The organism is Lysinibacillus sp. JNUCC 51, from assembly GCF_015999525.1.
Classification (GTDB): Bacteria; Bacillota; Bacilli; order Bacillales_A; family Planococcaceae; genus Lysinibacillus; species Lysinibacillus xylanilyticus.
Map to the genome: position 1 here is coordinate 822,776 of NZ_CP065545.1, position 13,859 is coordinate 836,634.

Annotated in this window: 15 protein-coding genes; 1 reads left to right on the forward strand and 14 read right to left on the reverse strand. The window is 39.0% G+C overall.

Annotated elements, in window-relative coordinates; translation table 11 throughout:
* Positions 1 to 6: 6 nt before the first annotated feature.
* Genes mgsA through JNUCC51_RS04320 form a run of 3 tightly spaced genes read right to left on the reverse strand, consistent with a single transcriptional unit; the run spans position 7 to position 1,563 of the window.
* Positions 7 to 411 carry a methylglyoxal synthase gene (gene mgsA, locus JNUCC51_RS04310; protein ID WP_049666749.1) on the reverse strand — a complete coding sequence of 135 codons (405 nt, stop codon included), beginning with the start codon at positions 409 to 411 and terminating at the stop codon, positions 7 to 9.
* Between the two features lie 19 nt (positions 412 to 430).
* Positions 431 to 1,228 (reverse strand): 4-hydroxy-tetrahydrodipicolinate reductase, encoded by a 798-nt coding sequence (gene dapB / locus JNUCC51_RS04315; protein ID WP_337990990.1) that lies wholly within the window; start codon positions 1,226 to 1,228, stop codon positions 431 to 433.
* Entirely contained in the window at positions 1,228 to 1,563 is a 336-nt protein-coding gene (locus tag JNUCC51_RS04320) for a nucleotide pyrophosphohydrolase (protein WP_337990991.1), read from the reverse strand. Before JNUCC51_RS04320 ends, dapB begins: the two co-directional genes overlap by 1 nt.
* 116 nt (positions 1,564 to 1,679) lie before the next feature.
* On the opposite strand from JNUCC51_RS04320, the gene JNUCC51_RS04325 reads away from it, so the two are divergent.
* The gene (locus JNUCC51_RS04325; RefSeq protein WP_337990992.1) at positions 1,680 to 2,549 is read left to right on the forward strand and encodes a YitT family protein; all 870 of its coding nucleotides are present in this window, start codon (positions 1,680 to 1,682) and stop codon (positions 2,547 to 2,549) included.
* Positions 2,550 to 2,692: 143 nt separating this feature from the next.
* Here the strand turns inward: JNUCC51_RS04325 and JNUCC51_RS04330 are convergent, their stop codons facing one another.
* From JNUCC51_RS04330 to hisC, 11 genes are all read right to left on the reverse strand, one after another.
* A complete protein-coding gene (locus JNUCC51_RS04330; RefSeq protein WP_100544783.1) occupies positions 2,693 to 3,367 on the reverse strand; it encodes a zinc metallopeptidase in 675 nt (224 codons plus the stop codon).
* A 60-nt stretch (positions 3,368 to 3,427) separates the two neighbouring features.
* The gene (lhaT, locus tag JNUCC51_RS04335) at positions 3,428 to 4,024 is read right to left on the reverse strand and encodes a lipoprotein heptaprenylglyceryl N-acetyltransferase LhaT (protein ID WP_049666757.1); all 597 of its coding nucleotides are present in this window, start codon (positions 4,022 to 4,024) and stop codon (positions 3,428 to 3,430) included.
* A 676-nt stretch (positions 4,025 to 4,700) separates the two neighbouring features.
* Positions 4,701 to 5,495: a menaquinol-cytochrome c reductase cytochrome b/c subunit gene (locus JNUCC51_RS04340; protein WP_337990993.1), complete on the reverse strand. Its 795-nt coding sequence runs from the start codon at positions 5,493 to 5,495 to the stop codon at positions 4,701 to 4,703.
* Between the two features lie 42 nt (positions 5,496 to 5,537).
* Positions 5,538 to 6,212 (reverse strand): menaquinol-cytochrome c reductase cytochrome b subunit, encoded by a 675-nt coding sequence (gene qcrB, locus JNUCC51_RS04345; RefSeq protein ID WP_049666761.1) that lies wholly within the window; start codon positions 6,210 to 6,212, stop codon positions 5,538 to 5,540.
* A gap of 17 nt (positions 6,213 to 6,229) precedes the next feature.
* On the reverse strand, positions 6,230 to 6,733 hold the full coding sequence (locus tag JNUCC51_RS04350; RefSeq protein ID WP_337990994.1) for a Rieske (2Fe-2S) protein: 504 nt from the start codon (positions 6,731 to 6,733) through the stop codon (positions 6,230 to 6,232).
* A 154-nt stretch (positions 6,734 to 6,887) separates the two neighbouring features.
* Positions 6,888 to 7,337: a DUF2487 family protein gene (locus JNUCC51_RS04355; RefSeq protein ID WP_100544586.1), complete on the reverse strand. Its 450-nt coding sequence runs from the start codon at positions 7,335 to 7,337 to the stop codon at positions 6,888 to 6,890.
* A gap of 272 nt (positions 7,338 to 7,609) precedes the next feature.
* The gene (locus JNUCC51_RS04360; RefSeq protein ID WP_249074130.1) at positions 7,610 to 8,167 is read right to left on the reverse strand and encodes a ReoY family proteolytic degradation factor; all 558 of its coding nucleotides are present in this window, start codon (positions 8,165 to 8,167) and stop codon (positions 7,610 to 7,612) included.
* A gap of 14 nt (positions 8,168 to 8,181) precedes the next feature.
* The gene (locus JNUCC51_RS04365) at positions 8,182 to 9,450 is read right to left on the reverse strand and encodes a tetratricopeptide repeat protein (protein WP_337990995.1); all 1,269 of its coding nucleotides are present in this window, start codon (positions 9,448 to 9,450) and stop codon (positions 8,182 to 8,184) included.
* A 524-nt stretch (positions 9,451 to 9,974) separates the two neighbouring features.
* Positions 9,975 to 11,261 (reverse strand): 3-phosphoshikimate 1-carboxyvinyltransferase, encoded by a 1,287-nt coding sequence (gene aroA, locus JNUCC51_RS04370; protein ID WP_337990996.1) that lies wholly within the window; start codon positions 11,259 to 11,261, stop codon positions 9,975 to 9,977.
* Positions 11,262 to 11,661: 400 nt separating this feature from the next.
* Complete coding sequence (locus JNUCC51_RS04375; RefSeq protein WP_337990997.1) at positions 11,662 to 12,759, reverse strand: prephenate dehydrogenase; 1,098 nt, start codon at positions 12,757 to 12,759, stop codon at positions 11,662 to 11,664.
* Positions 12,756 to 13,856, reverse strand: coding sequence for a histidinol-phosphate transaminase (gene hisC / locus JNUCC51_RS04380; RefSeq protein ID WP_337990998.1), 1,101 nt, complete (start codon positions 13,854 to 13,856; stop codon positions 12,756 to 12,758). Before hisC ends, JNUCC51_RS04375 begins: the two co-directional genes overlap by 4 nt.
* Positions 13,857 to 13,859: the final 3 nt, after the last annotated feature.

Sequence of the window (13,859 nt, forward strand, 5' to 3'; positions counted from 1 at the left end):
CTTTTTTTAATTTCGTCTTTCTTGAATCAGTCTCCAATCCACAAAGCCTTCTTGTAGGCCTTTTAGTAATATTTCTGCTGTTCCCATATTTGTGGCCAGTGGCACTTGGTAAACATCACAAAGACGAATAAGTGCAGAAACATCTGGCTCATGTGGTTGTGCTGTTAATGGATCACGGAAAAAAATCACCATGTCCATATCATTATTGGCAATCATTGCGCCAATTTGTTGATCGCCACCGAGTGGTCCTGAACGAAAACGTGTTACTTCTAAGCCTGTAGCTTCAATAACACGCTGTCCTGTTGTACCCGTAGCAAACAACGTATGCTCATTTAAAATATCTCGGTATGCAATAGCAAACTGTACTAAATTATCTTTTTTACGATCATGTGCAATTAATGCGATTTTCATAATGCTTCCATCCCAATCTTTAGATGATGTTTTCTAAACCATATACAAGTTGATCCATTTTCATGACCTCTTCTACGCAAAATGCTACACCTGACATAAAAGAATTACGATTTAACGAATCATGACGAATTGTTAACAGCTGCCCATCTCCGCCAAATAACACTTGCTGGTGTGCCACTAAACCTGGTAAACGGACAGAGTGAATACGCATGCCATCAAACTCTCCACCTCTTGCACCCTCGATTGTTTCTTTTTCCTCTAGATGTCCTTGTGTCTTTTGTGTTCGCACCTCTTGAATCAATTGCGCCGTTTTAACAGCTGTTCCCGATGGAGCATCTAGCTTTTGATCGTGGTGCATTTCTATAATTTCAATATCAGGTAAATATTTTGCCGCTTCCTTAGCAAACTTCATCATAAGGATTGCTCCTATCGCAAAGTTTGGAGCAATAATACAGCCTAGCTCTTTTTCTTTAGCAATTGCTGATAATTCCACTAGTTGTTCATCTGTAAAGCCTGTTGTACCAATTACAGGTCGTACATTTAAATTCAAGGCCTCTTTAGTATGTTTGTATACTGCATGCGGGCTTGTTAAATCTACTAATACGTCTGGTGCAGTCGCCTCTACAAGTTCAGACATATCTGTAAAGATTGGAGCCGTATAACTTGCCGGAAACATATCCAGATCAGCTAATGTTTTTCCTACTTCCTTATAATCTAGTACTGCTACTAATTCCATTTTGTCATGCTTCATGACCGTATGTACAGCCTCAGCCCCCATTTTTCCCCTAGGTCCTGCAATTGCTACACGAATTGACATTATTCTCCATCCTTTCTAGTCCAGCGATCTTTATCCCTTGTTTCAAATTTATGTATAACGCGTAAAAGTGCTTCATCTAATTTAATGCCTTGAGCATTTGCAAAGCAAACTAAAACAAAGAAAAAGTCACCTAATTCTTCTTCAATACTGTTTACTTCTTCTGTACTCTTTTTTTTCTTTTGCCCGTAAACGTCCTGTACCTCGCGAGACAATTCACCAAGCTCTTCGGTTAGACGTGCCAATAACTCAAATGGTGGGAAATAGCCTTCCTTAAATTGTCCTATATAATCATCCACACGCTGCTGTAAAGCATGCATTGTCACTTGTTCAGTCATTATAAATCACACTCCTACTTACCATCCTATAAAATTTACACCATTGTTGTCAAAAACAATAAAATGTCAGATAATAGATATCACTACTTCAATTGTTTGGGACTTCAGGAGGTCATATGCTAAAACAGATCAAAATCAGCAATATCATCGCAATAATGCTCGGAGCTGCTATTTTTAGCTTCGGTTTCGTCCACTTCAACATACAAAATCAACTTGGTGAAGGTGGCCTAAGTGGGATAACACTTATACTTTATTTTACACTAGGCTGGGACCCTGCCTTAATGAATTTACTTTTAAACATTCCTATGTTTATTATTGGTTATCGTTTACTAGGAAAAAAATCATTTATTTATACTCTTGTTGGAACTTTATCTGTTTCAGTTTTCCTTAAAGTTTTCCAAAAGTATCAATTTACTATTCATTTAGAGGACGATCTGTTACTTGTTGCTCTTTTTGCAGGGGTTTTTGTTGGACTAGGACTCGGTATCGTCTTTCGCTTCGGTGGTACAACAGGCGGTGTAGATATTTTGGCTCGCCTTGGGCATAAATATTTTGGCTGGAGTATGGGGAAAACGATGTTCATCTTTGACGCAATTGTCATTATCTTATCATGGCTAACATTTTTAGATGCTCGCTCTATGATGTATACTCTTGTTGCTGTATTTGTTGGCGCGCGAGTCATCGATTTTGTTCAAGAAGGAGCATATGCAGCACGTGGTGCACTTATTATATCTGAAAAGTCTAGCGCCATTGCTGAGTTGATTGCATTGCGAATGGAACGCGGTCTTACTATACTTGAAGGTCATGGCCATTTTACTAAACAACAAAAAGAAGTTATTTATTGTGTCATTGGTAGCAATGAGGTTGTACGCTTAAAATCTATTGTTCATGAGGTTGATCCACACGCTTTCGTATCTATAATAGAAGTACGAGATGTTGCAGGAGAAGGCTTCACGCTAGACGCCCAAAAACAACCTCTCCATTAACATTAACAACCTGCCTACGCTCACGAAAAAGACATTTTACTTTTTAGTGAGCGTAGGCTTTTTTTTACATAATAAATTATATACATAGTTTAACGGATTAAAAAACTTGCTATAGTGAATTACCACTACAACAAGTCTTTTAATTAGTCGTCGTTTCTCATATTTGTAAAAATTAATACTAAACGTAATAATTCTAATACTGCTACTGCTGCTGCGGCAACATATGTTAATGCTGCAGCACTTAACACTTTTCGTGCTGGGCGCTCTTCTTCATTTGTAATAATCCCCAGAGAATTCATCTGCACTAAAGCACGCTTTGAAGCATCAAACTCCACTGGTAACGTTACTAATTGGAAAACCACACCTGCTGCTAATAATACGATACCTAAAAGTAACATATTCGAACTACTTGCAAAAATACCAATCATTACAAATATCCAAGACATATTTGATGAAATATTTGCAACTGGCACTAGCTTACTACGTAATGTCAGCATCGAATAAGCTTCTTTGTGCTGGATGGCATGGCCAACCTCGTGGGCAGCAACTGCAGCACCAGCAATACTCGCTTCGTAGAAATTACTTTCCGATAAAGCAACTGTTTTTGTTGCCGGATTATAGTGATCAGACAACACACCTTGTGTTGGAACAACTCGTACATCATATAAGCCGTTCGCATCTAAAATCGCACGCGCTACCTCTGCACCTGTTTGTCCCTTCATTGTACGTTCTTTTGCAAACTTATTATACGTACCCTTTACTTTCATTTGTGCGTAAAGCGGCAGCAGCATTATTATTGCAAAATAAACAATATACATACTTGTTGACAATTTTCTAACCCCTTTCTACCTCGATACTATAATTCTATAATCATTTACCTAATTCGGCAAATATTTGCGCCACCTAATTGAGAAGATGGCTAGGAAAATGCATATAATTGATAACCAAAAAGTAAAGTAGCCAATATAGCTCGTATAATTTTCTAAATCACGATACATCGGCATTTGGCCAAATACATAATCAATCACATCATTATGCAATGTCCATACCGCTGCCACGGCAATATGCCAATATGAAAAAACATATTTACCGAGATACAGAATGGCTTGCGCAGCCATCGCAAAATGTGAGCCCACGAGCATCCAGCCTTGCCAACCAATTGATCCTGTTTCAATCAACGTCCAAATATTCATAACATCAGCCCAAATTCCATACTTTACCAATGTAATAAGGGCTAGCACTTCCATTAGCGGCCATTTTTTATTCATAATCCAAGCTAATAATACAAAGCAAAAGAATAAGCTTGCTGTTGGGCTATCCGGCACAAAAATATAAAAAATTGGCTTTGTGATGGCAAGCTGCCATCCATACCAATAATAACCGTAAATAGTTCCTAATAGATTAATAATAAGTAATAGTATTAAAAATGACTTATGTGTAAGGAGATACCAGATGTTTGCACGTGTAATTTGCATATTTAAAACTCCTTTATCTTCTGTCTTTACTAAGATGCCTTTTTTAACTGTTATTATGTATAAAATAGTCTTTAATTTGCCACTTACTATCGATAATGAATATTGGCAGTATTTTTTCCCAAATCCATAACGTGGGGGTGATTTCCGTTCTGACTGAGCGAATCAGATGAGCCGCTTCGTTCCAAGTCTCATCCGTGAAATTGACTTCCAAGGAGCCACCTAAACCTTCCAGCCATTCAACAAGATATGCATGCTTACGTTTTAATAAATATCATTCCTAACTTTTGTTGATGAGCCATCATTTCTAACATTCCCTATCAATTATACCTCGGCTAATTGCGTCCGGAATCCGCTGAAAGAAATTAAAAATGACCACATCAAATTTTAGGCTAGGCACTATGTGTAGCTCTACATAAATTCCTATAACGGTCCAGCCCTTTTCGCCAACTGACTGCCTAACCTCCTCGATTTGTTCACACAAATACCGTCAGGTCTTACTAGCAAGTTTTTTCGGCAAAAGTAGTGAATCATTTTCCATTATATCAAATAGTATGTATTTCCTATCAAATTTTATAGGACAAAATTATTTTGCGGGAACTTTTTTGGTGTTGTAACAGTCACATTATTAAGTAAGAAGAAAAAAAGAGCCAGTTTCCTGACTCTTTTAAATCAAAGCTTATTTCTTAGCCTTTAAGCTCGCAATAAATTCAGCTAATTGCTTCGCTTCTTCATCTGTACCTTTGAATTGACCAGGTGGCATTCCACCACGACCATTATGAATAATATCTTCAACTTGTTCAGCTGTTAGCTCATTACCAAGTAATTTTGGAGCAGCTGGGCCACCTTTTAAATCAGCAGCGTGACATCCGATACAAGTTTTAGCTTGGTCTCCTGAGTCACCATTCCAAATTGCGAATCCTGGAAGCGATTCATCAATATCAACATCAACTTCTTCTACAATTGCACCCATTGCTTTTTGAGCTTCCCAGTCATGGTTAGCAACCGCTTCCCATGTTAGGTAAAACATAGCTGCCAGTGTCAATAACATAAACGCTGTTGGTAACGGACGTTTAGATGGACGACGTTCTGGACTTTTATCTAAAAATGGCATTAATAATAGCGCTCCAAATGCAAGACCTGGAATTACAATTGCTCCAATAACATTATATGGACCTGAAGCATATGAATATTTTAATAATTGATACATGAATAAGAAGTACCAGTCCGGTAATGGCACGTATGCTCTTGTTGGATCAGCTGGTCCTTCAAGTGGTGATGGATGTGCAACTGTTAAAATTAAATAAGCAATTAAAAATACAGCACCAACCATCCATTCTTTAAGTAAGAAGTTTGGCCAGAAAGCTTCCGTCTTACCTGGATATTCGGAATAATCCTTTGGAACGTTCGGCATTCTGTGATTCGCTTTAATACGAGAATCACCAACAAATTTCATTCCTTTTCCGCGATGCATTATGTCCCCTCCTTTAAAAAATCATCGAACCGTCAAGAACTATTACAACGGCCCTGAAATTCCTTGACGACGAATCATGATAAAGTGTGCTGCAAGTAACCCAAACAATACTGCAGGTAAGAAGAATACATGAATCGCAAAGAATCGTGTTAACGTTTGAGCACCAAGAATAGTTGAGTCACCCGCTAATAAGATTTTAATCCATTCACCGATAAACGGTACAGATGCAGCAATTTCGATACCTACTTTTGTAGCGAATAATGCTTTCATATCCCAAGGTAATAAGTATCCTGTAAAGCCAAGACCCATCATTACACCGAAAATACCTACACCAACCATCCAGTTTAATTCACGAGGTTTCTTATAAGAACCTGTAAAGAATACACGAAGTGTATGTAAGAACATCATTACGATTACTAATGAAGCTCCCCAGTGGTGCATACCGCGTACGATTTCACCAAATGCTACTTCGTTTTGTAAATAATAAACTGATTTCCAAGCATTCACTACATCCGGTACATAGTACATTGTTAAGAACATACCTGATAGTATTTGAATCACTGTGATGAAGAAAGTTAATCCACCAAAACAGTAAACGAATGCTGAAAAATGATGTGCAGGGTTCACGTGCTCTGGCACTTCGTGGTCGGCAATATCACGCCAAATAGGTGTAATATCTAAGCGTTCATCGACCCAATCATAAATTTTATTTAGCACTGTTTTGTACCCCCTTACTAAACTAGAGTATTTGCTTTAGTTGGACCAAGCAATAAGTAACCAGCTTCTTCTTTAACTTCATATTCATCCAACGGACCTGTTGGTGGTGTTCCTGGTACATTTTTACCATTTTTTTCATAACGGCCACCGTGACAAGGACAGAAGAATTGATCTGGGAATTCTGAATTCTCTCCCCAGTTCACCATACATCCTAAATGCTTACAAACAGGAGATAGTGCAACGATTTGATCGCCTTGTTTGAAAACCCATGCTACATTTGTTACTTCTGATTTGTACCATGCATCAACTTGTTCAAATTTTAAGTCAACTTTAATAGGTTTGTCAGTAATATCTGCGATTTTATGCTCTGTTTTAATAAAGTCCCCACCACCATGTTTTTGTAGTACTGGGTCTATTGCAAAACGAAGCATTGGCATCAGCATACCTGCCGCCATAAAGCCACCTACACCAGTTAGTGTATAGCTTAGGAATTGACGACGAGAAACTCGATTATTACTCATTTTTTTCCCCCCTCTAACTTAAAGGTCAGTCCAACGGACATGCTTTTACAAATAGTAATACTAGGACATATCTATGATATATCAACTCCATAGCTTGGTCAATATAGCATTCTGTGGAAAGATGGAGAATGTGAACATTTATTGAAACAAATTGTTAAATCTGTGTCCATTTGGTCGAAAGCATCGGAACCACTTGTCGCAATTGATCTTCGAGAATGGAGTTTTTCACACCTTTATCCATACTTTCTAACGGAATCGCTGGAAGCCAAATAACATTTACTTCATCTCCAATATTTGTCCAAAAATGGTCACAAGTAATGAAGAACACATGCTTAAAACCAGCATTATGTAATTGTGTCTCTAATTGCCTTGGCATATCTTCGTTTTTTAAGGTTGAACTATACGAAAATGGTGGCATCAGTAGTAGACGACCTTTAAACTGTTGTTCGATAAATGATGTAAGCGATAACAAAAAATCCGCGTCGGTACCACTCTGTTTTATTTTTTCCGGAGTTAAATCGACAGTTACGAGTGGAACAATTGCTGTATCGATAAAGTCCTTCTGTGCCATAAACGATGTCACATCACTTGCATTAAAATACATCTGACAAACCTCCTCTTGTTGCATAAATCAATTTTGCTTTGGCGTAATTGTTTGCTGTCGCTACGCTTTCGCACAGTTAAATTGCCACAGTGCGTGGCGTTTTTAGACTGAGTTCCTCTATTTCAGTGGGGTACGGTACACCCACTGAATGAAGATAAAAAAATGCCCTTCTCCACTCTTCAATAGAATAGCCAATAAAAAGTGAAAACAATCATTCACTTGTTATGTTATCATATTGAGGTAGATAAAGGACATTCAATTTTTACTTATAACTAACGTAAATTGGCCGTTTCCTTTAAAGCTTGTAACAAATTAGACAATTCATAAAAGCGCTCTTCATCTCCTTGATCGAGGGCTTCATCAATTTGCGCGAGTAATTTTTCTTCTTGGAATACGAGTAAGCTGTTGGATAGCAGCTCTTCTGCCAGTAAGCGATCTTTTTCACTAACAATCAGTGCTTCTGGCATATAAGGGTTTTCTTCAAGAACTGCTAAGTATTGTGCACTTGGTGGTATATTTGGAAAATTCAATTGTATATACATATCTTCATGTTCATGTAAACGTAAATCATGAAAGGATTTCTCAGCATCTGCTGTCATTACATTGCCTTTGTAAAAACGAAACGGCACACCTGTTGAGTCAACTGTTGACATTACCATTGCTCTGGGGCAATAGTGAGCTTCTTCAACAAACCGAATTCGTTTCAATAACTCATCGTTACTTAATAAGTAATTCAAAATCCATACACACTCACGACGTTTCAATTGATAATTTTTTAAAAACCATCTAACAAATGCTTTTTTATCGACAACTGATACAGAAGCAGTCATACCCACTCCCTCCTTTACTCAAATTCTAAGGTTTCTAACTTCTCTTGCCACTCCAGTTCACCCGGTTGAATAGTTATTAATTGACCGAGTACTTCTTTAGCTTCTAAACGCTTTCCTTCCTCTAATAAGAAATAAACATATTTTTCTAAAAATGCTGCGTCTTCCTTAAAATCATTATATGCCAAACGGTAAAATTCGTATGCACGGTCGTACAATTCTAAATTTTCATATGCAGCCGCAGCAAATGGGTATAAGGTGCTCCATTCAAAATCATTTTTTTGCAACGTTTCAAATAATTCTATTACATCCTCATGACGCTCTTGCTGTGCCAACACAGAGATCAATGCTAATACTGCTTCCATGTATTCAGGATCTAAGGCGATGGCTTCACGTAGATGCTGTTCGCCCTCAGCTGGCAATCCAGTTTTTAAAGCCATTTTACCCGCGAATAAGAATAAGGACTTATCGTATTCGTCACGCTTTAATCCTTCCAGAGTGGCAGCGTATGCTTTTTTATTGTCCTCCGTCATTGCATAGCTTTCAGCAAGCAATAAATAGGCAGAGAAATAATCAGGGTCCAATTCTTTTAATTCCTCTAATTGTTTAATGGCCAATTCATATTTTTGTGATTGAAAGGCTGAATACGCCGCACCAAATAAAACATCTGGCTTCACTTCATCATCAAGTGCTTTTAAATAGTACTCTAAGGCCGTTTCATAGGCAGCTCCTGCACGATACACCTCAGCAAGTCGTTCAGTAAGACTTACCCCAGCAAATTCAACCTGTTGGTCATACAATTCTTCATATAGTCTCGCAGCCTCTAAAAAACGACCCGTTTCAAATAAAAGCTCCGCTTTAGCAAATTGTAATAATGGCTCATCAGGTAATATTGATAGTGCCTCATTGATGCGCATTTCTGCTACTTCAAACAATCCTTGCATTTGATAATAATCCGCTAACACCAATAATGCTTGAGGATATTCTGGGGCTGTCTCCTCTACCTCTAATAAAAAATCTAACGCTTCATCTTCATCGCCAAGTTCCATTAAAACGTTTGCACGATCAATTTTCAACTGTGCCTCTTCTGGGAATAAAAATTGTAAATGCTCAAGTACACGGTCAGCTTCTTTCATATATCCATACTGCATAAAAACTTCAGCTAGCGCATAAATGTCCTCAGGTAGCTCTTTCGTTAAAAATGTTTCAAGTAGCTGTTCAATTAATGCTAAGTCCCCTTGTTCAAGTGCTTGCATCATTTCAGTCATCGAATTGTTCACAGTCATTCACCTATTCTTTCATTAATATCTTTATGCTACAAAACATTTTCTCTTGAAACAAGAAAAAACTCCCCAAAAGACTTGGGGAGTCAAGGATCAATTTCGCCTTGGCGTAATTGCGTCCGGATTTTGAATTGTGTCCTCACAATTCATTCCTTTAAAAATCCGTGACATCCGCCGGAGGTTTAGGCTAACAAATGTTTTTTGTACCGAAAGCGTAGCGACAGGTACAGATGTGTTTTGCGCGAAAGCGTAGTGCTAACGCAGCGACAGCAAAAGGGTTTCATTCTGTGCGAAAGCGTAGTGCAACGTAGCGACAGCAACAGCACGATGTTGGTCACTCAGTCGTTGTTGTTGTTGTTGCTGCCGCTTCGCTTTCGCACAGCTAAATTGCCACAGGACGTGGCGTTCTTAGACTGAGTTCCTCTATTTCAGTAGGTGCTTGGTATATTCGCTAAAAAGGAACCCCCAACCGCATTCATCATCCTACCTTTAAAGGTAGGATTCTTCTACTGAATGAAGATACTACATTACTTTACTTCCTCTACATGCTCGAAAAACGATGGATATGAAACCGCAATACATTCTGCGTCATCTAAAACTACAGCTCCATCTGTTATAAGTGCTGCAACAGCGCCCATCATTCCTATACGATGATCACCATAGGTTTGAAGGCTAGCACCACGTAATGGGGTCGGTCCTTGAATAACCATTCCATCCTCAGTCGCTTCAATATTAGCACCTAATTTTTTCAATTCATCCACTACAGCCGTTATCCGATCTGTTTCCTTCACTTTTAATTCCTCGGCATCCTTAATAATAGTTTTGCCGTTTGCCTGCGTTGCTAATAAAGCAAGGATCGGGATTTCATCGATTAGACGAGGAATAATATCTCCCTCAATTGTAGTTCCTTCTAATGTTGATGTTTCGATTGTAATTGTTGCTGTCGGCTCTGATTGGCTATCTTCATTCGGTATAACAGTTATCGATGCGCCCATATTATGAAGCACTTCGATGATACCATCTCGTGTTGGATTAATTCCGACATTTTCTAGCGTTATTTTACTATCCTCACAGATAGCTCCTGCTACTAAGAAAAAGGCTGCAGATGAAATATCACCTGGTACAGAAACATGCGTCCCTGTTAAACTTTGCCCTCCTTTTAATGAAATAACACCATCCACCTCATCAACCTTTGCACCAAATTGACGTAGCATTCGCTCAGTATGATCTCGAGATACTTCAATTTCTCGCACAATTGTAGTACCTTCAGCGCGTAAACCAGCAAGTAAAACAGCTGACTTCACCTGCGCACTTGCAACAGGCATGTGGTAATCAATAGCTTGTAATGCTGTACCTTGAATAGCTAATGGCGTATATTGTCCATCTGCCCTTCCAGTAATGTGTGCACCCATTTGACGTAACGGATCAATAACACGGCGCATCGGTCGCTTTCCAATAGACGCATCCCCTGTCATTACTGAATGTACAGTAGATCCAGCTAGAATTCCTAACATTAAGCGTGTCGTTGTTCCAGAATTCCCTGTGTATAGTACCTCTGTAGGCTCTTGCCACCCCTCTATACCTGGGCTATCGATGGATACATTTGTTCCTTCTACGTCAATCTTCACACCGAGCTTGCGAAAGCAATCAATTGTACTTAAACAATCCTCACCCAATAAAAAGCCGTCAACTGTTGTTTTACCAGTTGCAATAGCTCCAAACATAACGGAACGGTGAGAGATAGATTTATCACCTGGAATCGTTAAAGTCCCTTGTAAGGAAGGCTTATCATATTGTAATACTTTTTCACTCATCGTTTTCTTCCCTCCAATATGAAGATAGAAAGCGCCGTAATTCCGACGCTTTCTAATCAATTATGCCTCGGCATAATTGCGTCCGGAATCGACTTTGTGTAAGCACAAAGTCGATTCCGTGACATCCGCCAGAGGCTTTAGGCCAACAGATGTTTTTTGTACCGAAAGCGTAGCGACAGGTACAGATGTGTTTTGCGCGAAAGCGTAGTGCTAACGCAGCGACAGCAGCATGATATTGGTCACTCAGTCGTTGCCACAGGACGTGGCTTTCTTAGACTGAGTTCCTCTATTTCAACGGATGTTTGGATACTCGCTGAAAAGTGACTTAAAACCGTACTCGTCTCACAACCTTAGAGGTGGGAGACTTTCGCTGAAAGAAGTTAAACAGGCATTTCTTTGCCTATGAAATATATGTTTCATAATTAGCACGCTTTTGTATACACGCTGCTGCACGTTCACGGTCACTTTCACTTTGTAAGCTAATTACAAGAATCCCGAAAACATCTTCTCGTGACTCTACGATACGTAAATTTGTAATACTAATCGCTTCGTCTGCAAGTAAGCCAGTCACCTCAGAAATAACCCCCGGATAGTCAGGAACATCAACATATAAGTCAAATGTTGTGAACATTGCGCCTGCACTAATCGGTAATTCATCTCTTAGCTCTTTAGCAACCGCAAAGTATGTTTCTATGTCATCCGAGCTACCATTGAAAAGCAGCTCCTTAACACGAGTCATTTCTTTTTCCCAGCCTTCTAGCTGTGCAATAAGCTCATCTCGATTTTGCAATGTAATATCTCGCCATAAAATCGGATTAGACGAGGCAATACGCGTCACATCACGGAAGCCACCTGCAGCAAGTGAACGTGTCATCGGATATTCCCCATTTTCTCCACCCAACTGATGCACAAGGGAAGCAGCAATGACATGTGGAAAATGACTAACTACAGCTGTCATATGATCATGCTCACGAGCAGATACACTAACAACCTTTGCATGTGTAAATTTTAATAGACTTTCAAGCTGTGCCATATTAACAATTTCTTCACCTGCTAGCGGTGTTAGCATATAATACGCATTTTCAAAAAGGTGAGCCTTGGCAGCTAAAACACCACTTTTGTGTGAGCCTGCCATTGGATGTCCTCCAATAAAGGTAATGCCTAGCTCACGTAGTTCCCCAGCCTTTTGCATAATCTTCTTTTTTGTACTACCTGTATCTGTTACGATTACTTTATTTTTTAACGGCCATGTTTTTAATTGTTCCATCCATTCCAGCGTTGCGTTGACGGGAGTTCCAAAAATGATAACATCTACGTCGGCCGCCACTTCTTTTGGATCTGTCACAATATCATGAACAATATTTAACGTTTTCGCATGTTCACGAGTTTTCGCATCCATATCATAGCCAATAATTTTTGTTTCTGGTGCCTTTTGTAATGCTAAGGCTATTGACCCTCCAATTAGGCCTAGCCCTACCACGAGCACGTTGCGTGTCATGCAAAAACTCCTTGCTCTTTTAGGACGTTTTCAAGGTGACCTAACAACGCTTCGTTTTGAGCTTCTGTTCCGATTGTCACGCGAATAAACCCAGGTAATCCTAACGCACTTCCACTGCGGATTATAAAGCCTCGTTTCATTAGCTCATTGAAAACAACATCACTATCAGCATTCGTATTAAAGAAAATAAAGTTCGTATCAGATGGGAAGTATTTCAAATTATGTTTTTCGCAAAATTCAACATATTGTTTTTTACCTTTTTCATTTGCTTCACGGCAAGCTTTTATAAAATCTTGATCACTTATAGCGATTGTCGCAACTGCTTGACTTAAAATTGTATTATTAAATGGCGATCTTACCGGATCTAATTTAGCAATAACCTCTGGTTGACCAATTGCATAACCAACTCGGAAAGAAGCAAGACCATATGCTTTTGAGAATGTACGCAATAATAGTACATTTGGAAACTCATCAATTATAGGTAGAGTATCTTTGTGACCAGGATGCGTTACATATTCGATATATGCTTCATCTAATACTACTAGCACATCACTTGGTACTTTAGCTAAAAATGCACGCAATTCAACATCAGGAATCACAACACCTGTTGGATTATTTGGACTACAAACCCAAACGATCGATGTATTATCATCAATTGCAGTTATCATTGCATCTAGATCATGTGTACCTTCGACACAAGGAATTTTACGTACCTCAGCGCCTTCTATTTCGGCATTGTGCCAGTATTGAGAGAAGGATGGGTCTGCCATCACTGTGTTTACACCTGGATACAACAATGCACGAGTAATAATTGCAATGATATCGTCGGAGCCGTTACCAAAAAGAAGCTGTGTTTCTTTGACACCTAAATGATTTGCAACAGCAGTGCGTAAATTTTGTGCATAGCCGTCTGGATAGATAGCATGATTTACTGAATTATTTTGTAAATAAGCAGTTACCTTAGGTGAGCATCCAAACGGGTTTTCATTTGATGCTAATTTTACGACTTCTTGTAGGCCATATTCACGTTGTACTTCTTCAATCGGTTTACCAGGCTTATATGCTTGCATACCGTCCAATTGTTGTTTCCATTTCATCTT